Source organism: Streptomyces sp. NPDC037290, from assembly GCF_055603245.1.
On record NZ_JBVJVZ010000018.1, the window covers coordinates 105,390 to 129,355 of the forward strand.

A 23,966-nucleotide genomic window follows, 5' to 3' on the forward strand; every position below is an offset into this window, starting at 1 on the left:
TGGCGCGCGAACTCCACGCCCGCATAGTCGAGTTCCCGGACGGGTTGACGGCGCCGTCCCCGCACTGCCCGGCGACCTTGCCCCGGCTGCTGCAGGCCCTGGAGGAGGCCGGGCACGGCGATGCCGTCACCCAGCTCGCCTGTGCGATCTGCGGCCGCACCGGCCGCAAGGTGCCCCGCATCACCCCGCCAGGCCGCGCATGCGAATGGTGCGTCGCCAGGACCGAACTACGCCCGTGCTCGCGCTGCGGGAAAGACGGTCACATCGTCACCCGGACCGACGAGGAAGGAGCGATCTGCCGCTCCTGCTACGAGAGCCGCCACCGGTTCACCGGGCCCTGCGCCGACTGCGGACGACTCGGCACCTACCGGATGCGGCTCAGGGACGGGATCAGTGTCGCCTTGTGTCGCCCCTGCGCCGGGTTCACCGACCAGGAGTGCATCCGCTGCAAGACCCTGGGCCCCGTACAGTCCAACTCCGCCGAAGGGCCGGTCTGCCGCCGCTGCTACGTCGCCCCGGCCAAAGTCTGCGGCAAGTGCGCCCAAATCCGGCGACTCGCCAAGCGGGGCAAGGACCGCGAGCCGGGAGTCTGCGACAACTGCTACAGATCCGCAGGGATTTGCGCCGCGTGCGGGCGCTTCCGTGACGGCGCACGCGGCAGCCGAGCCGGCGGAATCTTCCTCTGCGACCCATGCCGCCCCGGCCTACACCCGATGCGTCGACTGCGGTCGCAACAAGAAGGCCACCGCCACCACATGGCCGGTCGGCCATCTCTGCTCGCCCTGCTACTCCAGACGTCGACGCAACCCGGAGCCCTGCGCCCTCTGCGGCGTCACCCGCGTCCTGGTCGGCCGCAGTGACAAGGGCCTTGGAACGTGCGGGCCCTGCTGCGGCACCGACATCGACTTCACCTGCCGCCGATGCGGCGAGCCGGCGGACATCAGTACGGACGGATGCTGCACACACTGTGTCGCCGGCGACCGAGTCCACGAGCTCCTCGCCGCTGAAGACGGGTTGGTCGCCATACTGCTCGCTCCGCTTGCCCGAGCTCTCTCCTCAGCGCCACGGCCCAGGTCCGTCCTGGCGTGGCTTCGCCGAAGCCCAAGCGCCCTCTCCTGGCCACGCTCGCGGCGAGCCAGGCGGAGATCACGCATGAACTGCTCGATGACCTGCCGCAGGAGCCGGCCACGCGATACGTCCGTGAACTGCTCGTCCACGCTGGGACCTTGCCGCCGCGGCAAGAGAATCTCGTCCAGCTGGAGCGTGGTTCCGTGCCGCCGCCCAGAGTCTGCCCGGCGTGCACTCGGAGATCATTCGACCGTTCGCCGAGTGGTTCATCACCCGCGATACATCGGCGCCTACTTCACCTTCGACAAGAACCCCGTGCTCCTGCCGCCGACGCTGGCTCGTCTCATCGAACGGCAGATAGCTGAGGGCCGGAGACATTCGGCCGTGGGAGCCCTGCCCGACAGCGAGCACCTGGAGCTGCTTCTGCCGAGCCGTCTCGCCGGCCGCCCGCGAAGCCCTGGAGGTCTGGCGGCACAGCTCGCGATGCACGGTCTGCCCACCTTCGCAGCCCGGAGTACAGCCCTGTTCGGCATGGCCGGTGAACTTCCGCCGATCATCATGTGCGACCTGTTCGGGATCCACAGGAACACCGCCACTCAGTGGGCGGCACTGGCCCAGGACAGCTGGGCCGGCCACCTCGCGGCTCTCCGAGCTACCGAATAACCGTGGTCACAACAGCATCTCTTCTCAAGCACGCGGCTCTCGCCGACGGCCGCGCTGCCATCGCCGGGATCTCCGCCCGCAGATCAGGTTCTGCTCCAGAAAGACACCGGACGGGTCAGTCTGCCCAGCCATGGTCAGCACCTCGCCCGCGAGTTCCAGCGCCGCGTGGCGAACCATGTGGCGCCAGTGCGCGGCGTCCGGCGACCGCGGCTGGCCTCGGTGGCTTCGGCGTGCGCGGTGATGGCCGTGGGCGAACTCACCGTCGCGGCTCCGCAGCTGATGACCGGCTACGTCCCGCACGGGGCCAGCCAGCCCGGCACCTGCGACACTCACGAGGTCGTCCTCGCCCGCGACGGTCGGGGCGTTGTCCAGGACGTCCGGTACCGTGCCGTGGACCTGGTACAGCGCCTGCGACGGGAAGGTCTCCACCAAGCCGTCCACCGAGGTCGATATCGACGACGTCGTCCCCTTCGCCAACGGCTGGCGGTCGGGAGCGGATGCATGGACGACCGCCAAGCGTCGCCAGTTCGCCAACGACCTGAGCAATCCGCAGCTGTTCGCGATTCCGCGAGCTCCAATAGGGTGCTAGAAGGTGCTCTGCGCCGGTTCCCACACCGAGCAGTCGTGAGCGAAGAGAACGCGTCGTGGGTCGAAGTCGGCGAGTCGCTCCAGCCAGTGCTGGTAGGCGGGAAGCGGCTGCTCCACGCCGTGAAGTGCCGCCTGGCGGGCCAGCTGGTCGGATGCGTAATGGGAAGCGAAGTCGTGCGCCTGGCCGGCGAGGACCACCGTGCCGTCGGCCTGCCGAAGGACCAGCGACTGATGCCCTTGGGTATGCCCTGGTGTCGGAATGATCCAGACGCTCGGCCAGACCTCGGCCTCACCAGCGAGTTCCTCATAGGACGCGGCGGGGAAATCGATCAGTTCGTCGAAGGTGTAGCCGCCGTTGCGGGCAGTGGCGAGCTCGACGTCCTGGACCAGGATGGGTTTGCCGCCCAAGAGGGGGTTGCCGCCGCAGTGGTCGAAGTGGAGGTGGCAGTTCGCGACGAGGGAGATGTCGTCAAGAGCGACTCCGATCCCGGCCAGGGCATCCTGCAGGTCTCGGCGTCGGGGACGGTAATGGGCTTCGGTCTCGGGGTCCGCCTTGCCGATACCGGTGTCGAAGAGGATCAGGCCGTGATCGTGTTGTACCAGGTAGGCGAGCACAGGTTCGACCCGCGGCTGCGGGCCGCCGGTCTCCGCCGCGGGCCGGATGAAGTAACCCAGATCGAGCCGACGCACCGACATGTTCTTCCCCATGCGGCCAGCCTGTCAGGTTTGGAAGTTCCGGTCGGCCAGTCTGCCGAGAGCAGAACCACCATCGACGCCATCGGCCGCAAGGCGGGCGATTCACGTGCAGGGTCAGTCTGCGGCAGAGTCCTGGGCAGCGGCGCGGGCCTGCGTGATGGCGGGGCGGCAGGATTCGGTGCTGGTCTGGATCAGGTTGCCGCCGAAGGTCAGCCGGCCGACGATGGCCGTGCAGAGCCTCAAGTCGGTGAAGGTCTTGGGCCAGCCGCGGCCCGGTCACCACCAGGGCGGTCACCTTCGTGGTTGCGGCTCCAAGAGATGACCGAAACGGTCAATCAGCCGTCGTGGGGAAACCGCTAACGCCCGCTGTCCTGATAGCGGTGGTTGTAGTAGTCCTTGCCACCCACCAGGACTGAGGTGACATACCTCGGAAGACCGTCGGAGTCCCGCTCGACCTCCTGTGAGGTCTGCCGGGTGAAGCCCACCGACACCCCGGGGACCACCGGGTACTCGGGCTGCGATGTGTCGACCGTCCAGCCCCGCTCGGCGGCACGCTGGAAGAGGTCCTCGGCAGGGGTAGTGAAGACCTCGTCCCCCTCGAGCAGGACGCGGGTGGTGGACGTGCGGCCCTCACCGGGCCACCACAACTCGATCGCGGTGACCTGGGTTCCGCCTTCGGCCAGGGCCTGTACGCCGACATGGTCGAGGGTCCAGGACGCCTTCGCCAAGTTCCGGTTCGGGCGCCGCAATACCCGGGGCTCGCCCCAGTCGGGCACCGCGGCGAGCGCCTCGTCGATCGTCATGCCCAGCACGATCGGCGCGACTCCGCGCGGGGGGTTGACTACCAGATCCATCGCGTAGTCCCTGAATCCCTCACGGCGTCGTCATTTCAGGATGTCGTAGTTTATCGTCCAGCCCTTCTTCGTCATCATGGCCTGGAACGGTCGTGCCGGCCGGATCGGTCAGCGTGAGCAGTGCGCCGCGCGCATCGTAGGAGAAGTGCGTCTCGGTGCCGTCCGGTGCCGTGATCCGGATGCGGTTGCCGCGCTCGTCGAAGACCTGGCGCCAGGTCGTACCGTCGGCTCCCGTGACCTCCTCCGGCAGGTTGAGGTCGTTGTAGCAGGTCCTCGACTCGGTGCCGTCTGGGAACTGTGTCCGTGTCAGGTTGCCCCGCTCGTCCCAGGTGAAGCGGGCGGTGTGACCGAGCTGGTCGGTGCGCTCCAGCAGATTGTCGCGCCGGTCCCACACGAAGTGGACGGTGCGTCCGAGCGGGTCGGTCTCGGAGACGGTCTGCCCGAGCGCGTTGAGCCGGGTAACAGTGACCGCGCCGGTCGAGTCGGTGAACCGGGTGACGCGCTCAGCAGAGTCGTACGCGAATCGCGAGGACAGCGCCCCGTCGGGACCGGTGTCTCCACGACCCGGCCGCCGCGTCGTACACGTACGCATAGGTGTGGCCGTTGCGGTCGGTCCAGGACGTCACGCGGTGCTCATCGTCGTAGGTAAACGCAACGCAACGGTGTCAGAGAAGCACGTGACCTCACTCAGGCTGCCGACCTCATAGCCGAAGGAGACGGTCTTGACCGGGCCGTTCGCGGTGCGCAGCTCCAAGGCCCCGACGCGACCGCTCGCCCGGTCACAGGTGGCCCGCACGTCGTAACCGCCGCAGTGGACGACAGCGGTGGGCAAACCCTCGTCGTCGCGGACGATCTGTACGGCGTTGCCGTTGCGGTCCTGGATCTCGCTGAGCCAGTACAGCCCGCCGGAGGTGTAGGGGCTGCCGACGAAGCGGCGTACGTGGCCCGAGTACGGGTCGGTGGTGGCGTAGGTGAGCTCACCGAGCGCATTGCGGTCGACATAGGTGAGCGGAACTCGCTCGCCTTCCACCGGATCGACTGGATCGTCCGAGGAGGCCGGCACTCGCGGGTAGACGACAAGCGAGCCATGGCGTGTTCGCACAGCAGATGGCGACGATGGCCCGGGATCTGCAGGCGCAGGATTCGGTGGATGCCACGCTCAAGCGGATTACCGAGTCCGCCACCGAGCTGGTCGAGGGCTGCGACGCCGCCGGGGTCCTGATTCTGAGCGGCAACCGTGTCAAGTCTCTCGCTCCCCGGGACCAGCTGGTCACCGACAGCGACCAACTGCAGGAGCAGCTGCAGGACGGCCCGTGTTTCGACGCGGCCCGAAACCGTACGGGAGAGCGGATCTTCCGCATCGCCGACTTGACCGCCGAGCACCAGCGCTGGCCCTCCTACGCTCCCCCGGCCCGGGAGAAGCTGGGACTGGGCAGCATGATGGGCTTCCTGCTGTTCACCGAGGACGAGGACCTCGGCGCACTGAATCTGTGCTCCCGCAGCCCCGGGGCGTTCACCGAGATCAGTGGACAGCCGGCCGGCTGCGGGCCTCCCACGCCGCGGTGGCCTTCTCCAGCGCCCGCACCCACACCCAGACGGAACAGGCCGTCGCCACCCTCCATGCCATCGCAGAAGCCATGGGCATCCTCATGGGCAGCCACTACCTCACCGAGGACCAGGCATCCGACGTGCTGCGCCGCTACTCCCAGGAGAACACCACCAAGCTCCGCCAGGCGGCCCACCAGGTCAGCGAAAAAGGCACCCTGGCCTGACGATGGCGGCGGCTCCCCCGGCACGTTTGCTGGACCGCGGATGCCTGAACCCGGCCGGCGCCCAGGGGAGCGTCGCCGACCCGGCCTGCACACCGAAGTCCCCCAACCGGCAATCCCACACTGACAGTCCGGCGGACTGACAGTGATCCGTGCGTGACCGGGCGCGCCGGTGTCGGCGCCGGCGGGGCTGTGACGGTGGCCGGAGCAACCGTGCCGGGCCAGGACCATGGCGGTGACATCGTCCGGCACTGGCCCACCCGCCGCACGGGTCGTGGACTGTGCCGGTCGGAGCACGGACCGCTTTCCGTGAGTGTCCGTCGCAAAGTGGCGTGACGGCGAGCCGCACGTCAGGGCTGGGCCTGGAGGGCCCAGGTTTCCGGCAAGCCGAGGTCGTCATACAGCCGCTGGCGCTGGCCGAGGCTGAGGGTGGTGGTGGCCGCGGCCAGGAGGTCGGCCTCCTGGCCCGGTGCCGTCTCGACGATCCCCCGCGCGATCGCTGTCCGCACTGCGGGCGGCAGTGCGGGAAGCATCCGGCGAAGGTCGGTAAGAGCCTCCTCGGGGGTGCGGGAGGCACGGAAGGCGGCGAGGACGGCGCCCAGCTCCGTGTCGCCGGCGTACTGCCACAGCGCCGGCATCGCGACCGTCTCCTCGAGGTGAAGGTGCGCGAGGTAGGCGCTGATGACTTCGTTCAAGGCGAGGTACAGGGCGTGCTGGGCCTCCGGCAGGGCCTCGGCGGGGGTGCCGGGGAGCGAGCGTGCCTGCTCGTCGAGTGTGGCGAAGGCGGCGTCGAGGCGTATGTGCTCGGCCTCCAGTGCGTCGGCTGCCTCGGGGGCGCGCTCGCGCAGGAGCTGGTGGATGAAGGTGTCCTCGTGGTCGGCGTGCTCGCGCAGTTCCTGGGTCATGGCCAGGCAGCGGTCCGCCTGCTCGGCGGCGGCGCCGCTGTGGGTGATGTCCGCGGCGCCGAGTTCGGTGGCGAGGGTGAACAACCGCGCACGCTGTCCCATGTGGACGTTCCGGTAGAGGTCGATCTTTGGCATGGTCTGTCCTTCGGGGTGGCCGATCCGGTAAGATGACAACACATTGTCTTTCAAGCAGCATGTTGTCAAGTGGAGGAGTGTGCGATGCCGGACGAGGCAGCCCTGCTGATCGCCGACGTCTTCGAGGCAGCCGGGGCCCTGCGCCGGCTCGGCGAGCAGACCGCCGCCGCGGAAGGGCTCACCCAGGCCCGATGGCAGCTCCTCAGCGTCGCCTCCGAGGACCCCCTCACCGTCCCCCAGGCCGCGCGGCGCCTCGGCGTCAGCCGTCAGAACGTCCAGCGCGTCTCCAACGACCTCGTCGCCCTGCGCCTCGCCGCCTACGAGCCCAACCCGGACCACCGCGGCTCCCCCCTGCTCACCCTCACGCCCCGGGGCAGGGAGTCACTCGCCCGTGTCACCGCCAGGGCCGAACAACTGCACCGCATCCTCTTCGCGGCCATCCCCGACGAGGAGATCCACGCCACCCGGACATCGCTGCGGCGCCTGCTGTCCGAACTCGACCGCCACGAAGGAGAAGCAGGCAAGCGCTAGAGAGACACCCGGGCGAGGAGGGTGCGAAGGTCGATGACGCGGTAGCCGCGGGTGGTGATCGCGTCGAGGATCCGCGGCAGTGCCTGCGCGTCGATCACCTCGCTGTGGCCCTCAGTCGTACCGACGTGCATCTGCACGATCGCCCCTGGGCGCAGGGCGTCCAGCGCCCTGCGCACCGCACGGTCCACACTCATGCCGCCCTTGATGCCCATCCATCCGTTGGTGTCGGTGGTGAACTCGATGTCCGCGAAGCCCAGCCCGTTGACCTCCCTGATCTGGGCAGGACTGGTCTCGCTGTAGGGAAAGCGGAAGAACGGGGTCAGGGCTCCCCCTGCGCCGGCCGCACGCAGAGCCCGGTCCGCTGCCTGGACCTCGCGGCGCCTGCCGGCCGCGGTCAGGTCCTTGAAGTAGGGATGACTGTAGGAGTGGTTGCCCAGCCCGTGCCCCGCAGTCGCGATTCGCTTCACCACCTCGGGATACCGGTCGGCGAAGTCACCGGTCAGGAAGAACGTGGCAGGCGTGTGCCGACGGGCGAGCTCTCCGAGGATGACGTCGAGACCCGCGTCGTTCCAGGCCGCGTTGAACGTCACCGCTGCCACCCGCTCATGTGTGCGGATCACTCGGTTCTCGGATCCGAACAACACACGCAAGCATGCTTCTTCCCCCTCCCTCGCCAGCCGACAGGCGTCGGACGTGGCCGCTCGGACCCGGCGGCCGGGCACCACCGCCCAAGGGACAGCGAGCAACCCGGCGGCGGCCGCCCCGAGCATGCGGCAGGACACAGCACGACGCGCGACGACGGCAAGACGTGTTTCCATGCCACCGCCATCGGTCATCCAGGGGCCGCCCTTGAGCGCCTGAAGCCCCAGCCCACCGGCACGGCCCCCTTCGCGCTCGACGAGACCGTGTGCGTGCTGCCGTCCGCGTTGCGGGACCGGGCACGGGATGCCCCCACCACGGCAGCGTCGAGCATGGCTCGCAGCATCATTCGGCTCACAGTGAACGTTATCGGCCTACCCGATGCGAGTGCAGCGCGAGCGGTAGCGGGCCTCCTGCGTGAGGATGTCGCCGCGACGCATCAGCGTTCCTGAACTGCGGACCATCTGACCCGGTACGCACAGGCAGGCGCGAGCAGGTTGCCTTGTGCGGCTGGATGTGAGAGTCGGGGCCCGGCGTCCTTCGCATCCGCCAGTAGCGCGTCAGGGCATCTGGTCGTAGAGAGCCCTGCGGATGCTGGCCCACCTAGCAGTGCTTCGTTACGTTGAGTGACCTCGCCTGCTGGTGGGCATCTTCCTGGTGTGAGCCTGGGGGAAGTGGAAAGGCTCCGCCGCCATGCGGGTCCGATACGCTCACGAAGGGGGCGAGCGGGAATTCATTGGGTCGCCCGATGACCGTCCCGACCGAAAGTGTGGAATTCTATGAGCCCTTTGATCGACCGGACTCGAATGGAGTCGGTCTTCAGCGCCGATGATCTGGTCGCTCGGGACGACGGTGTGCTGGCCGCCATCGCGCATGAGCCGACCCGAGCCTTCCTCCGCGAGGTCGGACTCCCGGACCAGGTGGGCTGGTTCGAGATGGACCAGTTCCTTCTTGACGGTGACCTGCGGATCGGCGGTGAGGCGTGGCAGGCCGTCGCGGAGAAGTACCCGAACTACTCATTCGACATGTCGGCTTGGCTGACGCTCGGAGGGATCGCCCTTGACGACGTCATCGTCGATACCGCCACCGGCATTGTGTACTGCATCCCGGAGGACGGTGCTCCGCATCTACTCAACAGCAACATCGACGCCCTGGCGTATTTCCTGTACGCACTGGAGGAGGAAAGGCCGGAGTACGACGCCGAGGCCAGCACCGACGAGGGTGTCGACCCCGAGGGCGCCGCGGAGAGGCTTTTGCATCGGATGCGCCAAGCCGACCCCGTCGCCATGGAAAATCCTGAATCGTCTTGGTTCGCGGTTCTGCGGCATGTGCGCAACTTTCTACGGGACTAGGTAGTGCCTCGTTAGGTTCTGGATCTGCTGGTCGGGAGGATCGGCCGCAGGTGGTGCAGGTGCCGGTCCAGCACCTCAGCAGGTCCTGGAGGTCGTCGAGGACCTGGTAGAGGGTGAGGCCGGCGTCTGGGCTTTTGGGTCGAGCCGCCGGAGGGTGAGGAAGACCTGGGCGGCGGTGACGAGGGTGACGTGGTGGTGCCAGCCGCTCCAGGTGCGGCCTTCGAAGTGGTCCAGGCCCAGGCCGTGCTTGAGTTCGCGGTAGTCGTGCTCGATCCGCCAGCGCATCTTCGCCCACGGCACCAGGTCGGCGATCGGGGTGGTGGCAGGCAAGTTGGTCATCCAGTAGCCGGTCGGCTCCTCGGCGTCTTCGGGCTTCTCGACCAGCAGCGTCTTCAACAGCAGCACACCGTCCCACCGCCTGCGTCCGCAGGCCTGTTCCTGGGCGGCGCGGCAGGCTTCCTTGCCCGACGGCCGCACCTGAATCACGGCAAAGTACGAGATCATCGTGCCCTTGCTGCCCTGCCGCACGTTTATGGCAAGGAACCGGCCTCGCTCAGCGTCCCGTGTAGGTGAAGCCAGCCCAGAAGTACGGGTGCGTGTAGGGCCTCGTCCCCACCCACAGCAGCCGGGGGACGGTCCCGGAAGGGCCGGGGCCCACCGTGTCCGGGAAACGTTGCTGAAGCTCCTGGTTCGTGGCGTCCCTGAGCCACAGCTGCGCCCGGTGCAGTGCCTCCGAGGGCTCCCCGTCCTCCTCCCAGTAGTCGTAGAAGGCCGCCATGAGCAGGTTGGTCGCCTCGTCCGGCACCTGCCACTGCGATGCGACGACACCGGAGGCGCCGATGACCAGGAACGCCGACGACAGATTGACCGACTCATAGGACGAATGGATCCCGGAGACGGTGGTGGAACAGGCCGACAGCACGGACAGTCTGGCGTCGATCCGGGTGTCCATGAGCGTGCCGAGCCTGAGGTGCTCCCCGCCGGACAGACGCAGTGAGCTCTCCAGGGGGCGGAAGAGCGACACGACGCCGTGGCAGGCGAAGTGGAGCACGTCGCAGGCAGGCAAGTGCTCCAGGGTGCGGGCCGCGGTGGCCTCGCCGCCCTGGAGACGGATGTGGTCGGGGAAGCGCCGGAGCGCGGCGGTCATCTCGGCGTCTGTGCGCAGCGGCGCCGTGTCCGGCTCCGGATTGTCTACTGCGAGGAGTCGTGTGGGAAGCCTCGTGGCGGGGCCCCGCCGGCCATGAGCGCGACGCGCGGCCTGGGACAGGGTCCTGGCGTTGGGCGCGTAGGTGACGCGGATCAGGTCCAGGGCGTAGGTGTCGCCCGGCGCGGGCTGCACGTTCGCGGATGCCCGCGCCGCGTGGAAAGGCAGGAACGACAGCGTCCCCGCGGGGATGAGCGTGAGGGACCGGTGGCCGGCCATCGCCAGGAGCACCGGCTTCATGACAGCCGTCCAGAGTGCGGCGGTGGTTGCGCCGATGATGGGCAGGGCGGTCGGCCCCTTCGCGCTGAGCAGGTGCGCCGCGAGTAGGTCGGTGGTGTCGCCGTTCAAGGGCAGTTGGACTTGGCCGGGGCGGTCTTTGCCGTGCTCGATCGTGAGGGCCAGCCCGCCCCACGGCGTGGCGAGCAGGTACACGAGGGGCTGTGCCTCGGCTGCGGCGTCGATGTCCTGCAGTCCCGGCGGTTGGAGGAAGTCGCCGAATCCGTCGACTTCGCGGATCTCGTCGATGAGGCTCTTCAGCGCCTCGCGCCGCCTTTTGAGGGGTTCTGCCCATTGGCCGGCCGCGGCCGGGGCGCCGGGCCGGCGCACGCTGCCCTCGTTCGAAGGGTCGAGGAGCGCTTCCAGCTCCGCGATGGCGTGCGTGTGGTCGTGGTAGCGGCGGACGAGATCGCCGCGTCCGGCGTCGGCGAGCCGGCTCAAGTCGGCCGGTTCGCGTTCCATCGCCTCGGACAGCATCGCTGCCAGTCCGCGCTCGACGATGACGGCGGCCGTCGCCGTGTCGCCGAGCTGTGCGCACGCGTACGCGCCGAGGCAGCTGAGCCAGCCCAGCTCGGCGGCTGCGGCTTCCTTGTGGACGCGCACCAACTGGGTTCGCACGGAGGTCTCCTGGTGGGCCAGTCCGAGTTCGGCGGCCTCGACCGCTTCGGCCCAGGCCCCGCGGTCCCCTGCCCACTGGGCCCAGACCCGGGTCCCTCGGCGGAGGCGGAAACCTTGTTCGACCGCGGTTGTGCAGGCCGATCGCATGGTGGCCGTCGCACGCGCGGCGTCCTCCTGCGAGCCGTCCCGGGAGTACCTGAGGATCAGTGCCTCACCGAGGAGGGCCAGATACGAGGGCAGCAGCGCCGACGCTGTGGTCTCGTGCGAAACGCACCGTTCGATCAGGGTGATGGCTTCGTCAAGGGTCTCTGGGGCGTGCGTCTGCTCGTACCGGTGCATCAGGACGGACGCCAGGTTGTGCAGGGGCCGTGTTCCAACCTGCGTCGTGGGCCGGCCGTGCAGAGCGTCGCGCAGTGAGGCGATCACCGTGTCGAGCATGGCCGGATCGGGGGCCAGGTCGTCGAGCCTGAGCTGTGCGGTTGCCAGATCGGCCGCGCGGCGCCACCGCAGGGCCGACTGCGGGTCGGTCGCCTCCTGCAGCTCGCGATAGAGGGAAACCGCTTCCCGGAGATCGCCGACGTCGTGGAGCTGGTGACCTCGGTTCTCCAGGGCGATGGCGAGCTGCCTGACGAGTTCGGGATCGGCCTGCTCCCCGTATCCGGCCCTGAGGACTTCGACCGCCTGGTCGAAGTAGAAGAGTTCTCCCGTCGCGATGCCCAGCGTGTAGAGCGCCGTGCCGTACTGCTCGACGGTTTGCGGTTCCGGAGGATTCCCAGCCGCCAGCTCCTTGAGGATCGCTGCCGATCGGTGCAGTGCGTCCACGTCACCGGTCGCCTCGTAGAGCACTCCGAGGCAGATCCCGTGGACCTGAGCAGCCAGGGCCGGGTCCGTCCCGTCGGTCCCGGCTGCGCGCGTCTCCTCGAGGATCTGTACGGCTTTTTGCACGAGGGTGACGTCCCCGGTGTGCTCGAAGAGGCGGACGAGCAGGATCGCCGTGCGGCAGCGACTCCTGCACGTGGCGCCGTCGATCTCCGTGAGCCTGCGGGTGATGAGTGTATGTACGCGGCGTGCCGGGAGAGAGTCCACTCCCGCGGCGTAGCCGTCCTCCAGCAGCGTCTCGCACAGCAGATAGACGACATGTTCATGGAGCTCGCTGCCGCCGGGGGCGAGATCGGCCGCCTCGCTGAGCAGGGTGACGGCAGCCGCCGTGTCTCCGACGTTGCCCCGGTCCAGGAGTAGTCCGGCGAGGTGGTAGACGGCCGCCAGCCGGCCTCCCGGGCCGCACTCGTCGACCACTTCGTGGCCCAGTGCGATGGCCTTGTTGAGGGAGTTCCGGTCGCGGGTCGTCTCGTAATGGAATGCGAGCACGTCCCTCGCCCGGGCGCGGACCTGGGAGCGCTCGTCGCCGCCCAGTTGACGCGCCGCGGCGAGGTGCCGGACCGCGGCCTCACCGAGGGTGAGGGCACGGCCGATGTCCTCGGCTCTCGTCTCGGCACTCGCGTGGGCCCGGTGCGCAAGTGCCTGCGCCAGCTGGCTGTGGATCAGGGCTTGTCCGTCGGGGGCCGCGTCCTCCGTGAACTCGAGGGCGTCCAGCAGCTTCACCGCCTCGTCGGCATCCGCCAGGGGGACACGGCTCGTGCGGTGTGTCAGCAGCGCGGCGGCGAGGTTGTGGGGCAGCAGACCCATGAACCGGGGCCGGCAGCGCTGCCACAGCTCGCGCATCTCGTTGATGATCCGCCGACGCAGTTCGTACGGGAGATCATGTCCGCCGAGATTCGTCGCCTCGGCGGCCAGCACCAGGGCCCGTGCCCTGAACTCCTCGGAGGAGCCGGGCCATTGGGGGGAATCCAGGAGCGTGGCCGCTGCCTGTGCGGCGCTCTCGGCGCGCGTACCGGTGGCACGGTGGCTTTCGATGGCGTCCACAAGCGCCAGGCACTGTACGGCCAGCTCATCGTCGGCCATGCCCACGACACCGGACTTCTCGGCGAAAGCCGCGTCGATGCCGAGCTCCAGGCACCTTTCCACGAGCCGCTGATGCTGGCGCCATGAATGCGCGTCGCTGTCATGCCCCAGCGCCTCGGCCTTCGCCGCGTTCCGGGCCAGTGCCTCCGCCATGGCCCGCATGTTCTCCGAATGGGCCAGCAACAGGGCCCGCGCATCGGTCCACGTGTCCGTGTCGCACAGTTGATGCGCGAGTGACTCGGCGCGCTGTCCGGGTTCGGGGCCTGCCGGATGCGTCTCGTCGCCGGACTGTGTCGGCACCAGACCACGGTCAAGGTCGGCCAGACAGGCGCGGGCCATCTCCGCTATCCGAGGCACGGGAGCGGCCAGGCAGATCTCCCAGTGACGCCGTGCCTGCGGGCGCCGTCCCCGGTTGGCCAGTGTCGAGCCGAGATCGAACCGTGCGCGCCAGGAATGCTCGGGATGGCCCGTGGCGAGGGCCTCTTCGAGGGCGTGCTCGGCCTCTTCCAAGCGTCCGGTCGTGAGGAACAGCTCACCGATGTTGGTGAGGGCCCGCGCCTGCTGGTCGGGGTCCGGCATGGCCACGGCCGTTCGGTACGCGGCGAGTGCATCACTCACCCGGCCCAGCTCGGCGAACATCAGACCGAGATTGACCGCCGAGTCGGCCAGGCCCTCGGCGATGGCGATCCGGAAAGCCGGCTCGGCGGACTCCGGGTCGCCGGCCCTCTTGAGCAGATTGCCCAGGTTGTTGGCGGCCCACGCTCGGGTGGTGGGTAAGGCTTCCGCAATCGCCGTCCGGTACGCCCGTTCCGCTCCGGCACGATCGCCCCGGCGAGCCAGGAGCAGGGCCAGATTGAACGCCGCCTGACCACCCTCAGGGCCCTCGTGGCGAGCCGCGTACGACAGCAGCTCGATGGCCCGGTCCGGCTCGTCGTGCGCGAGCAGCATCGCGAGCGCCTGGGCGGCGAAGCCGGATTCCCGTGTGTCGCCGGCGACCGCGCTTTCCAGGGCCGAGACCGCCGCGGCCTCGTCTCCCAGGGCCTGGTACGCCGCCCCGAGATAGATGTCGACGACGGTCCGCTCCTCTGTGGTGCCCAGGACTCGCGCGCGGTCGAGCACTCGGATCGCCTGCTCGGCGTCACCCCGGTAGAGATGCAGCAGGCCCATGTTGGTCCATTGCCGGGCGGTCAAGGAGTCCAGAACGGCACCGGGATCGAGCCCGCAGGCGAGCCGGACCGCCGTGTCCATGTCGTAGCGGTCGAGCAGCATGGCGTGGGCGGCGACGAAGTCGCCGACGTCGTACGGCCCCAGTGCCAGCATCTCGGCGAGCACCGCAGCGACCGCCGCGGGCTCGTACTGCACCGGCACGCGACGGCTGGGATCGTTCAAGGTTCCCCCCGGAGGATGACCCCGCACACATTGCCCTCATTGTCCCTCAACATCCCTTGGCTGAAACGGCATTGTGGTTGAATCGACCGGGGGTGGGTGAGCGTGAGCGAAGATCTTCTGATCACCGCCAGGACAGTCCGCGGATACCTCAAGGAACTCCTCGGAGCCGACGAAGCGGAGCGGATGAACCAGCTCCTGAACGCGCTGCTGGTCCGGGCCGCGAAGGGCGACGATGTCGATGAGGGACTCGCGGCAGCTTTCTCGGCCGACGCGACACTGCGCGCTTTCGCGTCGGCCGTTCTCACCGACGCCGAACACCGCCCGCCCCGCGTCCGTGAGGTCAGGCTCTCAGGCGACGGCGAGATCGTCGACATCGACCGGTACCAGTGCCCCGAGGGCGACGTGATCTGGTACCGCTTCGACGTCGGCGAAGAGATCCCCGACTGCCCCACCCATGGCGGGCGCCTGAGGCGCGCGGAATCCGGCCCCGCGTGATCGGCAAATTCTGGGAGTCCGTCGGTGGCAAACTGGCCGACCGGTGGGCGGGCGCCTCAGGGCCGGCCCTGGTGTTCTGGGTGGGCGGGCTGCTCGCGTGGCTGCTCGGCCATGGCGGCTGGCACCGGCTCGCCGACCTCGGCACCTGGCTACAGCGTCAGTCCGCCGCGGGCCAGATCGCCGCACTCCTCGCTCTGCTCCTCGGTGTCGCCACCAGCAGCGTGGTGGTGGGCTGGGCGGTCGAGGGCACGCTGCGGCTGATGGAGGGCTATCTGACCCGGCCAGTCGCATTTCTGCGGCCGTTGCTCCTGCGGTGGACCCGACGCTCGGCACGGCGCGTCCTCACCGAGCTCCAAGAGCTCGCGGTCGAGATCGGGGAAGGACGAGCCACGCCGGACCAGCGAGCCCGCTTCCAGCACCTCGACCGCCGGCGCCGGGACTGGCCCAGCCAGCCGGACCGCTACATGCCCACCCGTGTGGGCAACATCCTCCGCGCCGGGGAGAGCCGCCCGGTGGACAAGTACGGCTTGGACCCGGTGGCGGTCTGGCCCCACATGTGGCTGCTTCTCCCCAGCCAGGTGAGGCAGGACCTCGTCGCGGCACGGACGGCCCTGGACGGCGCGGTCGCCGGATTCCTCTGGGGCCTGCTGTTCTCCGTCTTCACCGTCTGGACCCCATGGGCCCTGCCGGTGAGCGCCGCGGCGGTCACGATCACCTGTTTCTTCCTGCTTCCCAACCGGGCCCGCACCTTCGCCGACCTCATCGAGGCGGCCATTGACCTGCACCGGATCGACCTGTACAAGCAGCTCCGATGGCCGTTGCCCGCCGATCCGGTGGCGGAGAGAGCGAGCGGGCGTCTCCTGACGAGGTACCTGGTCCGCGGGATCGATACACCGGAACCCGCGTTCACGCCCCCCAGCGGTCCCTGAACGGCTACCCCCTGGCTTGCCGCCACGGGGTCGCGGGCCGACCGAAGCGGAGCCATCGGCGGCGCGGTCGTCGTCCAGGACGACCAGGTGTGCAGCATCCGGACCAGCTGCGCAAGGGCTGCCGGCAGGCGGATCTCGAAACGGCGCAGGCCGGGCCCACCGGCCGACCGTCAGATCCCACGCCACCAGGGCGCCCTCGTCCATCGCCGACATCCGCCCCGGCCGTAGCCAGCGCCGCGCCCAACTCGGCCCCCAGCGGCGTCAGTCCAGCGCTGTGATTGACTACCGTCGTGTTGCCTGAAACCGTCTTCACCACCCAGGAACTGCCAGCGAACGACCGTTTCGAGGCATGGACGGAGCAACTGGGACGAACCCACGCGCCGATGCACCGGAGCAGCGACCGCGCCGCCGACTACCGGGGAACCCAGCGAGTGATCGGGCTCGGCGAGGTGACGGTGTGGCCCGCGACCTTCGACCATCTGGTGTTCCGCCGGACGCCCAGACTCGTACGCCAGTCCGACCCGGAGGTGTTCCACCTGTCCCTGCTGCGGCGCGGTGACGGTGCGGCGAGCTGGGGCAGGCAGCAGGTGGGATACCGCGTCGACGACTTCCACGTGAACTACTCCTCCCGCTCCTACGAGATATCCACCGGGCCCGACCCGGTCACCATCGTCGGGGTGGAGATCCCACGCGCCGCCGTCGCTCTCCCGGCCGACCAGGCGCACAGAGCGGTCGGACGGCGGATATCCGGCCGTGAGGGCATGGGCGCGCTCCTCGCCGGGCTGCTCGTGCAGCTGACCTCGGACACCTCCCCCTACCGGGCGGCCGACGCCGAACGGCTGGGCAGCATCGTCACCGACCTCGTCACCGCCGTCTTCGCCCACGCCCTGGACGCCGAACCACACCTGCCACCCGAGACCCACGCCCGCGCTCTGACCCTGCGCATCAAAGCGTTCGTCCGGCAGCACCTGAGCGATCCGGACCTGACCCCCGCGAAGATCGCCGAAGCCCATCACATCTCCCGCAGCCACCTCTACCGCCTGTTCCAGGACGGGGGGCTGACCGTCGCCTCCTACCTACGCGACCAGCGACTGACCATGGCCCGTCACGACCTCGGCGACCCCGCTCTGCGCGCCCTGCCCATCCACGCCATAGCCACCCGATGCGGCTACCGGCGCCCCGGCGACTTCACCCGGGCCTTCCGCACCGCGCACGGCATCACACCCAGCGATCTACGAGACCAGGCACTCAGCCGAACAGCCACGGACGCTGCGCACACCGACCTGGACGCTGTGCGAACGACAACCCCCGGCCCACACCCACATCATTGACCCCGGTCGCTCAACAGGCCCAGTGCGCACGGGCGGGTCAGGGCCACGGGGGTGCCCTGACCCGCCCGCACCACAACGGCCACCCCACGCCGGCAGCGTCGCCCCCCAAAAAGGCGACGCTGCCGGCGCGACCGTGCCACCACCCACACCCCGCGTCCGGGCGCCGGTTCACTCCGCGGGTCAACCGCTTCGGCCAGGTCACCGTCCGCTGCAACTCGTAGCCGGTTCCGGTCCGCTTCATCGGCCGCCGGCTGCGAGTACTGCTGCACGCCAATGGCCTGGGCGTCTACGACGGCCGCACCGTGGTCGCCCACCACGAACGGCTCAGCGACCGGGGCGAGTCCCGCCTGGTCCTGGACCACTACCTGGAAGCACTCCTGCGCAAGCCGGGTGCCTTCCCCGGAGCGACCGCCCTCGAACAGGCCAAAGCCGCAGGGAAGTTCCCGCCCGTTCACGAAGCCTGGTGGACCATGGCCCGGGGCCGCCCACGGCGAGGCGGCCGGCACCAGAGCCCTGATCGAGGTGCTGCTGCTGGGCCGCCACATGGAACACGAACACATCGTCGCCGGACTCGCCGCTGCCCACCGGGCCGGCGCCCTGACCGCGGATGCGGTCGCGCCGAAGGCCCGCAAGGCGGCCGAAGGCGAGACCTTCCCCGAGCCCGCGAAGCCCGCCCCGGCCCGTCCAGCCGCAGGAGGAGGCCGGCGGCTCGGTCACCTTCCTGTCCCAGTGGAAGCTGTCCCACCTTCCGCCCGACACTCGGCCGCTGCCGTCGGTGGCCCACTACGACCAACTCCTGCAACGCATGGACGCACGGCCGGCGAGAAAGAGGGATCATGACACGCAAGCGCGGACTGACCGAAGAAGCCGCCACCGCCTCGATCGACCAGGCATGCCGCATGCTCAGGCTGCCGACCATCCGCCAGCAGTTCACCGACCTCGCCGAAGGCGCCGTACGCGACCAGATGTCATACCGGGCGTTCCTCACCGAACTGCTGCTGAGCGAGTGTGACGACCGGGCCCGCCGGCGCTCCGAACGCCGGATCAAGGCCGCCTCCTTCCCCAGGGACAAGAGCCTGAGGGCCTTCGACTTCGACTCCAGCCCCAACATCGACCCGGCCACCGTCAACACCCTCGCCACCTGCGAATGGGTCAAGAAGGGACAGCCGCTCTGCCTGATCGGTGACTCCGGCACCGGCATTGATGAGCTCGGCCACATGGAGCTTGACCGCAGGGGCGCTGAGCTGCTGTTTCAGGTTCTGACGGAGCGCGACGAGAAGAACAGTGTCGCCATCGCTTCGAACGAGAGTTTCAGCGGATGGATGAAGACGTTCACCGATCCCCGGCTCTGCGCGGCCATCGTCGACCGGCTGACCTCCAACGGCGCCATCCTCCAGACCGGCACCGAGTCCTACCGCCTCGCCCACACCAAGGCCCAAGCCGAACTGGCCCAGGCCAGCTGACCGGGCGCCACACGGGAGGGGCCGCCTGACAACCAGCCGAACCAGCGGGCCGTCCAGGAGCCGCCATGACGCTGAACCTGCGACGCGGTTCAAGCGATGAGCAGGCGGAGGCCGAGATCTGCCGCACCGAGGTCGGCGAGGTCGCTGTTGCGCTCGGCCCACCGGCCGGAGTCGAGGTCGTCGCTGAGGCTTCGCACCGCCCGCTGCTCGGCCTCCGGCCCGACCCTCGTCCACACCGACACCGCACGGCGCACGTGATCCTCCAGATACGCCCCCGGTCGACGCCAGTACGCCTCGAACAGGCCGTCGGCGCAGTCCCACGGGATGGGCACCGGCTCAGCGCGGGCGCCGATCGCGTCGGCCATCCCGGCAAGCGACGGAAACTCTGCGAGGACGGCGGCGAACTCAGGCAGGTAGTCGCGGGTGAGCCAGAACCGGTCCTGCCAGCGAGGCTCGTCGGTGTCGAACGTGAGCACCACCACGCGGCGGGCCACGCGCCGCATCTCGCGCAGCCCCGCTATCGGGTCCCCCCAGTGGTGAACGGTGGAGACGGCCATCGCGACGTCGAAGGACTGGTCCTCGAACGGCAGGCTCTCCGCGGCAGCGGCCACGCACGGCGCCGAGCCGGCAGGCCGCTGCCCCCGCATGACCGCCGATGGCTCCACCGCGGTCACGTCGCGACCAGCAGGCTCGTAGGAGCCGGTGCCGGCCCCGACGTTCAGCACCGTCTGCGCGTCCCCGAGCGCGTCCCAGATCTGCGCGGCGATCCGCGGCTCCGTACGCCGTGTCGCGGGGTAAGCGCCGCCGATCGCGTCGTACAGCCGTGCACCGAGCATCTCCAGTTGCTCCTCCGGTGTCACCATCAGTCCCTTCGCCCGTGACTCGAGTTCCCTGTCAATGGCGGCCACCATGGCGTCAGCGCGATCACGCCACTCCAACAGCAGGCCGCGCAGTCGGCGCAGATGGGCAACCGCGTCGGTGGACGGGTCACCGACCAGTTCGGCAACCTCCCGCAGACCGAAGCCCAGTCGCCGATAGCCCAGCACCTCCCGCAGCCGCTCCATGTCGCGCGCCGAACAGGCCCGGTACCCGGCCGCGGTCCGCGCCGACGGCCGAACGAGCCCGATCTCGTCATAGTGATGCAGCGTGCGGACGCTCACGCCGGCCAGCTCGGCCACGCGTCCCACGGTCCAGTGATCCTCCACGGCACCGACTATGCGGCCTGACGCCACGTGAGGGTCAACAGCCTCACTCACGGCAGCAAGAGCCGAACACGAAATGGCACTGACCGAAAGGACACACCCGTCGAAGGCGTCGCCGAGCAACGCGCGGCAGGAGGCGCAGCGCTCCCCCTGCACAAGCGGTCGCCCTCGAAACAGTGGCCGAGAACGATGAGTTGGTCGCGGTCGCTCCGGTCGCGCACCACGCGCACGTCCGCCGCGTCGAATTCGAGTCCGCCGGAGTCGTCGAGCGGCAGCGACACACGGTCGACCACCGCGGCGATCACCGCCGGCTCCGGGACCATGGTGCGGCCGAAGCCGCCAGTGAAGCACAGCCCCATCGCACCCACCCCCGGCCCACCGCAGACCCTGTACACCCTGCACGCCAGTCGCACAACCACACCCTGACCGGACTCGTGCCGCCACCGGCAGACGTCCGAAACTCCACGCCGACACAGACACGGCTGACACCTCCCGGCCGACCCCAGCCTGGGGCAAAACCCCGTCCGTCCCGAACACGGAAGGCACACGACGGCGAAAACCCCTCCCACCCGCAGCACGCGAGCCGCAGGACGCCGGGACCACCCACCGAAAGAGGGGCCAGACCGCCAAACCCAGGAATGAATCCGCCGCGAGGACGGCGAGCGGTACACAGCCGGTGCGGCCGAGCCGGCGACACGGCGCCCCAGGGACATGGCGGCATGGGGACACCAGGGGGCGGGCCCCCGGTGGTGTTTCCAAGGTCTCCTCGCCACCGATGTCACGGGAGGCAGGGCTGTCTCGTCTCGGTAGCAGAACAACGTGTCCGAAGCGGAAGGTGATGGTCATGCGGGTTTTCGTGGCAGGCGGTACCGGGGTGCTGGGGCGGCGGCTGGTTCCGCAACTCGTCGCCCGTGGACACCGGGTGACCGCGACGACGACGAGTGCGGCCAAGTTGGGGCTGCTGCAGCAACTGGGCGCGGAAGGGATCGTCATGGACGGCCTGGACGCGGCTTCGGTCGGCGAGGCGGTGGCCCAGACCCAGCCGGACGTGATCGTGCACCAGATGACCGCGATCTCCCCAGTGCACGCCGGCAAGCCCGACATCAAGCACATGGACCGCTGGTTCGCCACCACCAACCGGCTGCGGACCGAGGGGACGAATCACCTGCTGGCCGCCGCCGAGGCGACCGGCGTCCCCCACGTCGTCGCCCAGAGCCACGCCAACGGGAACGGCATCCGTGAGGGCGGCTGGGTGAAGACCGAGGAGGACCCGACGGACCCGATGCTGGGGACGTCCGCCGCGCCGGGAATGGCGGCGATCCGCCATGTCGAGGAGATGGTCCTCCAGGCCGGCGGGGCGGCCTTGCGCTACGGCGGGTTCTACGGGCCGGGAGCCACCGACGACCAGGTGGATCTCATCCGCAAGCGACAGTTTCCGCTGGTGGGGCGCGCCACGGGCTACAGCTCGTGGGTGCATCTCGACGACGCGGCGAGCGCGACCGTCCTCGCGGTGGAACAGAAGGCGCAAGGCATCTTCAACATCGTCGACGACGAGCCGGCCCCGGCGAACGACTGGCTGCCGTATCTGGCCGCGTGCGCGGGCGCGAAGAAGCCGATGCGGGTGCCCGTATGGCTGGCGAAGCTGTTCGCCGGCGAGGTGGCGGTGCTCATGATGACCGAGGGGCGCGGCTTCTCCAACGCCAAAGCCAAACGCGAACTCGGCTGGGAACTGCGCTACCCGTCGTGGCGCCAGGGCTTCAAGGAGGAGCTGGCATGACGCGGACCGAGGAGTTCGAGGAGCTGCGGCCACTGCTGTTCTCCATCGCCTACCGCATCCTGGGCACCGTGAGCGAGGCCGAGGACGCGGTCCAGGAGACCTGGCTGCGCTACCAGGCCTCCTCGACGCAGCCTGCCTCCGCCAAGTCGTTCCTCTCGGCCGTGGTCACCCGGATCTCGATCGACGTGCTGCGGTCGGCCCGGGTGCGGCGGGAGGAGTACGTCGGGCCGTGGTTCCCCGAGCCGCTGCTTGAAGACCCCTACGAAGACCCGGAGCGCTCGGCGGAGCTGGCCGACTCCTTGTCGATGGCCGCCCTGCTGCTGCTCGAGCGGCTCACCCCGCTGGAGCGAGCGGTCTTCGTGCTGCGGGAGGTGTTCGCCTTCGGCTTCCCGGAGATCGCATCGGCCGTAGGCAGGTCCGAGGCGGCATGCCGGCAACTCACCGTGCGGGCGCGCCGCCACATGGACGCGGGCCGGCCCCGGTTCGAGGCCGGCCGGCGCGAGCGCGAGGAACTCGCCGAGCGGTTCTTCGACGCCTTCCGCGAGGGAGACGTCGACGCACTGCGGGACGTTCTCGCCGCCGACGTGCACATGGTCGGCGACGGAGGCGGCAAGGCCCCGCTGTGGGGCAACAAGGAAGGCACCTTCGGTACCGACGAGGTGACCCGCCGGATCGCCGCGTTCACCCCGCTGTTCACCCAGGTCGGCGGTGTCGTGGAGCTGCACGAGGTCAACGGCCAGCCCGGCGCGATCCTGCGTGCTCGCAACGGCGACATCCTCGGCACCTGGGCGCTCGACATCCTCGACGGCCGGATCCAGACCATCCGCACCGTCATCAACCCCGCCAAGCTCCGGCACCTGGGCCCGGTCGCCAACGCCTGGGCGATTCTCGGCGAAGCGAGCCGGGCCCGCCGATCCGCAGAACAGCCGGACGGCGCCCAGCCACTGGGGTAGTCACATCCCCGGTTCCTGCGGTGTCCGTCATGGCAGAGAAACACATCTACTACACGGAGGACAGCATGACGCTGCGCGTTCCCAAGGCGGAGCTTCCCGCCGAGCTCGCCGAAAACATGACCAAACAGCTGGGTGCCGTGCCCGAGCCCGTCGAGGTGGGGTGGCACAGCCCCGAAGTCGCCACGTCCAACTTGGAGTTCGGTGCCAAGGTGGGCTCGTGGAACGCGGTCGACGCGAGTCTGAAGTCGTTCGCACACATGGCCGTCGCGACACAGGTCGGCTGCAGCTGGTGCCTCGACGTCGGCTACTTCCAGGCGCAGAACGAGAACCTGGACCTGGCCAAGGCGAGCCAGGTGCCGCGCTGGCGGGAGTCGGAGGTGTTCACCCCGCTGGAGCGGGACGTCCTCGAGTACGCCGAAGCCATGACGAACACACCGCCGACCGTCACCGACGAACTGCACGGGAGTCTGCTCGACCGGCTCGGCCCGGCGGCGATGGTCGAGCTCACCGCGTACATCGCCTTCGTGAACATGGCGACCAGGAACAACACCGCGAACGGCATCACCTCGCAGGGTTTCTCCGATGCCTGCGAAATACCGCTGGCCACGCGCTCCGAATCATCCCCGGCGGCATCGACGGCATCGACGGCATGACCAAGGACCGCTCCACGGCCCGTCGCAGCCCGCCGTTCAGGTCATCCACGAGACGCTCCGACGAGCCGACGGCACGCTGGACACGCTGCAGGCTGGGTGTGGACGGCGCCGGGCATCAGCGCGTGACGGTGATGCCCAGCGCCGGTCCAGCGGCGAGTGGCCTCCCCCGCGAACAGGACGTCGCCGGTCCGGACCGGCCGTAGGCGAGCCACGGATCGTAGGGGTGGAAGGTGAAGTTGACGTCGTCCCACACGAACGGGAGCCTGGTGGCCGGTGGAACGCATGACGACGATACGGGCCTTGCCGCCGGCGGCCAGCGCGTCGTGCAGGGCGGTGGCGAAAGCCCGAACCGACGCGGGATCAGCGAGGTCCAGGTGAGCAGCGCGCACCCGGGGTTCCCGTCGTCTCTGCGATCTCCTCGGCGACGCGCCCGCCCACCGCCGTGTCCCGCACGGCCGGCGTCACGGCCGCCCAGGTCGCGGCCAGCACACGGCCTGTCTCCGCCCGGCCGGAC

At 69.4% G+C, this 23,966-nt stretch carries 22 protein-coding genes and 2 pseudogenes; 12 read left to right on the forward strand and 12 right to left on the reverse strand.

Annotated elements, in window-relative coordinates; all coding sequences use genetic code 11:
* Positions 1-1,329: 1,329 nt before the first annotated feature.
* Both ACZ7HQ_RS36990 and ACZ7HQ_RS36995 read left to right on the forward strand, forming a co-directional pair.
* The gene (locus ACZ7HQ_RS36990) at positions 1,330-1,731 is read left to right on the forward strand and encodes a hypothetical protein (protein ID WP_470999588.1); all 402 of its coding nucleotides are present in this window, start codon (positions 1,330-1,332) and stop codon (positions 1,729-1,731) included.
* A 364-nt stretch (positions 1,732-2,095) separates the two neighbouring features.
* Positions 2,096-2,320 carry a hypothetical protein gene (locus tag ACZ7HQ_RS36995; protein WP_470999590.1) on the forward strand — a complete coding sequence of 75 codons (225 nt, stop codon included), beginning with the start codon at positions 2,096-2,098 and terminating at the stop codon, positions 2,318-2,320.
* Here the strand turns inward: ACZ7HQ_RS36995 and ACZ7HQ_RS37000 are convergent.
* The 5 genes from ACZ7HQ_RS37000 to ACZ7HQ_RS37020 all read right to left on the reverse strand — a co-directional run bounded on the left by ACZ7HQ_RS37000 (position 2,317) and on the right by ACZ7HQ_RS37020 (position 4,899).
* Positions 2,317-3,027, reverse strand: a complete 711-nt coding sequence (locus tag ACZ7HQ_RS37000; RefSeq protein ID WP_470999592.1) for an N-acyl homoserine lactonase family protein — start codon at positions 3,025-3,027, stop codon at positions 2,317-2,319. The genes ACZ7HQ_RS36995 and ACZ7HQ_RS37000 overlap by 4 nt on opposite strands.
* 102 nt (positions 3,028-3,129) lie before the next feature.
* Positions 3,130-3,258 carry a hypothetical protein gene (locus ACZ7HQ_RS37005; protein ID WP_470999594.1) on the reverse strand — a complete coding sequence of 43 codons (129 nt, stop codon included), beginning with the start codon at positions 3,256-3,258 and terminating at the stop codon, positions 3,130-3,132.
* Between the two features lie 113 nt (positions 3,259-3,371).
* Positions 3,372-3,869, reverse strand: coding sequence for a hypothetical protein (locus ACZ7HQ_RS37010; RefSeq protein WP_470999596.1), 498 nt, complete (start codon positions 3,867-3,869; stop codon positions 3,372-3,374).
* A gap of 19 nt (positions 3,870-3,888) precedes the next feature.
* On the reverse strand, positions 3,889-4,461 hold the full coding sequence (locus ACZ7HQ_RS37015; RefSeq protein WP_470999598.1) for a hypothetical protein: 573 nt from the start codon (positions 4,459-4,461) through the stop codon (positions 3,889-3,891).
* Between the two features lie 30 nt (positions 4,462-4,491).
* Positions 4,492-4,899 carry a hypothetical protein gene (locus ACZ7HQ_RS37020; RefSeq protein WP_470999599.1) on the reverse strand — a complete coding sequence of 136 codons (408 nt, stop codon included), beginning with the start codon at positions 4,897-4,899 and terminating at the stop codon, positions 4,492-4,494.
* Between the two features lie 77 nt (positions 4,900-4,976).
* Here ACZ7HQ_RS37020 and ACZ7HQ_RS37025 point away from each other — a divergent pair.
* A pseudogene (locus ACZ7HQ_RS37025) lies at positions 4,977-5,641 on the forward strand (GAF and ANTAR domain-containing protein).
* A gap of 347 nt (positions 5,642-5,988) precedes the next feature.
* Here ACZ7HQ_RS37025 and ACZ7HQ_RS37030 read toward each other — a convergent pair.
* Positions 5,989-6,678 carry a hemerythrin domain-containing protein gene (locus tag ACZ7HQ_RS37030; RefSeq protein ID WP_470999601.1) on the reverse strand — a complete coding sequence of 230 codons (690 nt, stop codon included), beginning with the start codon at positions 6,676-6,678 and terminating at the stop codon, positions 5,989-5,991.
* Between the two features lie 84 nt (positions 6,679-6,762).
* Here ACZ7HQ_RS37030 and ACZ7HQ_RS37035 point away from each other — a divergent pair, with 84 nt between their 5' ends.
* The gene (locus tag ACZ7HQ_RS37035) at positions 6,763-7,209 is read left to right on the forward strand and encodes a MarR family winged helix-turn-helix transcriptional regulator (protein WP_470999603.1); all 447 of its coding nucleotides are present in this window, start codon (positions 6,763-6,765) and stop codon (positions 7,207-7,209) included.
* On the opposite strand, the gene ACZ7HQ_RS37040 is transcribed toward ACZ7HQ_RS37035, so the two are convergent.
* Positions 7,206-7,808, reverse strand: coding sequence for a polysaccharide deacetylase family protein (locus ACZ7HQ_RS37040; protein WP_470999605.1), 603 nt, complete (start codon positions 7,806-7,808; stop codon positions 7,206-7,208). The genes ACZ7HQ_RS37035 and ACZ7HQ_RS37040 overlap by 4 nt on opposite strands.
* A gap of 819 nt (positions 7,809-8,627) precedes the next feature.
* Here ACZ7HQ_RS37040 and ACZ7HQ_RS37045 point away from each other — a divergent pair.
* The gene (locus ACZ7HQ_RS37045) at positions 8,628-9,200 is read left to right on the forward strand and encodes an SUKH-4 family immunity protein (RefSeq protein WP_470999607.1); all 573 of its coding nucleotides are present in this window, start codon (positions 8,628-8,630) and stop codon (positions 9,198-9,200) included.
* A 75-nt stretch (positions 9,201-9,275) separates the two neighbouring features.
* Here the strand turns inward: ACZ7HQ_RS37045 and ACZ7HQ_RS37050 are convergent.
* Together ACZ7HQ_RS37050 and ACZ7HQ_RS37055 are read right to left on the reverse strand one after the other, a co-directional pair.
* Positions 9,276-9,728, reverse strand: a pseudogene (locus tag ACZ7HQ_RS37050) (IS701 family transposase); the annotation flags it as partial.
* A 25-nt stretch (positions 9,729-9,753) separates the two neighbouring features.
* A complete protein-coding gene (locus ACZ7HQ_RS37055; RefSeq protein ID WP_470999609.1) occupies positions 9,754-14,649 on the reverse strand; it encodes a CHAT domain-containing protein in 4,896 nt (1,631 codons plus the stop codon).
* A 102-nt stretch (positions 14,650-14,751) separates the two neighbouring features.
* On the opposite strand from ACZ7HQ_RS37055, the gene ACZ7HQ_RS37060 reads away from it, so the two are divergent.
* From ACZ7HQ_RS37060 to ACZ7HQ_RS37075, 4 genes are all read left to right on the forward strand, one after another.
* The gene (locus tag ACZ7HQ_RS37060; RefSeq protein WP_470999611.1) at positions 14,752-15,144 is read left to right on the forward strand and encodes a hypothetical protein; all 393 of its coding nucleotides are present in this window, start codon (positions 14,752-14,754) and stop codon (positions 15,142-15,144) included.
* On the forward strand, positions 15,141-16,073 hold the full coding sequence (locus ACZ7HQ_RS37065) for a hypothetical protein (RefSeq protein WP_470999613.1): 933 nt from the start codon (positions 15,141-15,143) through the stop codon (positions 16,071-16,073). The genes ACZ7HQ_RS37060 and ACZ7HQ_RS37065 overlap by 4 nt, the downstream gene beginning before the upstream one ends.
* 290 nt (positions 16,074-16,363) lie before the next feature.
* Positions 16,364-17,404, forward strand: a complete 1,041-nt coding sequence (locus ACZ7HQ_RS37070) for a helix-turn-helix domain-containing protein (protein ID WP_470999615.1) — start codon at positions 16,364-16,366, stop codon at positions 17,402-17,404.
* Positions 17,405-18,240: 836 nt separating this feature from the next.
* Positions 18,241-18,867 (forward strand): ATP-binding protein, encoded by a 627-nt coding sequence (locus ACZ7HQ_RS37075; protein ID WP_470999617.1) that lies wholly within the window; start codon positions 18,241-18,243, stop codon positions 18,865-18,867.
* Positions 18,868-18,956: 89 nt separating this feature from the next.
* On the opposite strand, the gene ACZ7HQ_RS37080 is transcribed toward ACZ7HQ_RS37075, so the two are convergent.
* Both ACZ7HQ_RS37080 and ACZ7HQ_RS37085 read right to left on the reverse strand, forming a co-directional pair.
* Positions 18,957-20,054, reverse strand: a complete 1,098-nt coding sequence (locus ACZ7HQ_RS37080; RefSeq protein WP_470999645.1) for a MerR family transcriptional regulator — start codon at positions 20,052-20,054, stop codon at positions 18,957-18,959.
* A 65-nt stretch (positions 20,055-20,119) separates the two neighbouring features.
* The gene (locus ACZ7HQ_RS37085; protein ID WP_470999619.1) at positions 20,120-20,428 is read right to left on the reverse strand and encodes a hypothetical protein; all 309 of its coding nucleotides are present in this window, start codon (positions 20,426-20,428) and stop codon (positions 20,120-20,122) included.
* 485 nt (positions 20,429-20,913) lie between these two features.
* Here ACZ7HQ_RS37085 and ACZ7HQ_RS37090 point away from each other — a divergent pair, with 485 nt between their 5' ends.
* The 3 genes from ACZ7HQ_RS37090 to ACZ7HQ_RS37100 all read left to right on the forward strand — a co-directional run bounded on the left by ACZ7HQ_RS37090 (position 20,914) and on the right by ACZ7HQ_RS37100 (position 23,452).
* Positions 20,914-21,846, forward strand: coding sequence for an NAD-dependent epimerase/dehydratase family protein (locus ACZ7HQ_RS37090; protein WP_470999621.1), 933 nt, complete (start codon positions 20,914-20,916; stop codon positions 21,844-21,846).
* Entirely contained in the window at positions 21,843-22,799 is a 957-nt protein-coding gene (locus ACZ7HQ_RS37095; protein ID WP_470999623.1) for an RNA polymerase sigma-70 factor, read from the forward strand. Before ACZ7HQ_RS37090 ends, ACZ7HQ_RS37095 begins: the two co-directional genes overlap by 4 nt.
* 65 nt (positions 22,800-22,864) lie before the next feature.
* Positions 22,865-23,452, forward strand: coding sequence for a carboxymuconolactone decarboxylase family protein (locus ACZ7HQ_RS37100; RefSeq protein WP_470999647.1), 588 nt, complete (start codon positions 22,865-22,867; stop codon positions 23,450-23,452).
* Between the two features lie 115 nt (positions 23,453-23,567).
* Here ACZ7HQ_RS37100 and ACZ7HQ_RS37105 read toward each other — a convergent pair whose 3' ends face one another.
* Positions 23,568-23,705, reverse strand: coding sequence for a hypothetical protein (locus tag ACZ7HQ_RS37105; RefSeq protein WP_470999625.1), 138 nt, complete (start codon positions 23,703-23,705; stop codon positions 23,568-23,570).
* Positions 23,706-23,966: the final 261 nt, after the last annotated feature.

Coding starts and splice junctions, on each gene's coding strand:
- ACZ7HQ_RS37000 (WP_470999592.1), bottom strand. CDS start 3,027: ATGGGGAAGAACATGTCGGTGCGTCGGCTCGATCTGGGTTACTTCATC.
- ACZ7HQ_RS37010 (WP_470999596.1), bottom strand. CDS start 3,869: ATGGATCTGGTAGTCAACCCCCCGCGCGGAGTCGCGCCGATCGTGCTG.
- ACZ7HQ_RS37015 (WP_470999598.1), bottom strand. CDS start 4,461: ATGCGTACGTGTACGACGCGGCGGCCGGGTCGTGGAGACACCGGTCCC.
- ACZ7HQ_RS37030 (WP_470999601.1), bottom strand. CDS start 6,678: ATGCCAAAGATCGACCTCTACCGGAACGTCCACATGGGACAGCGTGCG.
- ACZ7HQ_RS37035 (WP_470999603.1), top strand. CDS start 6,763: ATGCCGGACGAGGCAGCCCTGCTGATCGCCGACGTCTTCGAGGCAGCC.
- ACZ7HQ_RS37045 (WP_470999607.1), top strand. CDS start 8,628: ATGAGCCCTTTGATCGACCGGACTCGAATGGAGTCGGTCTTCAGCGCC.
- ACZ7HQ_RS37075 (WP_470999617.1), top strand. CDS start 18,241: ATGACACGCAAGCGCGGACTGACCGAAGAAGCCGCCACCGCCTCGATC.
- ACZ7HQ_RS37085 (WP_470999619.1), bottom strand. CDS start 20,428: ATGGGGCTGTGCTTCACTGGCGGCTTCGGCCGCACCATGGTCCCGGAG.
- ACZ7HQ_RS37090 (WP_470999621.1), top strand. CDS start 20,914: ATGCGGGTTTTCGTGGCAGGCGGTACCGGGGTGCTGGGGCGGCGGCTG.
- ACZ7HQ_RS37095 (WP_470999623.1), top strand. CDS start 21,843: ATGACGCGGACCGAGGAGTTCGAGGAGCTGCGGCCACTGCTGTTCTCC.
- ACZ7HQ_RS37100 (WP_470999647.1), top strand. CDS start 22,865: ATGACGCTGCGCGTTCCCAAGGCGGAGCTTCCCGCCGAGCTCGCCGAA.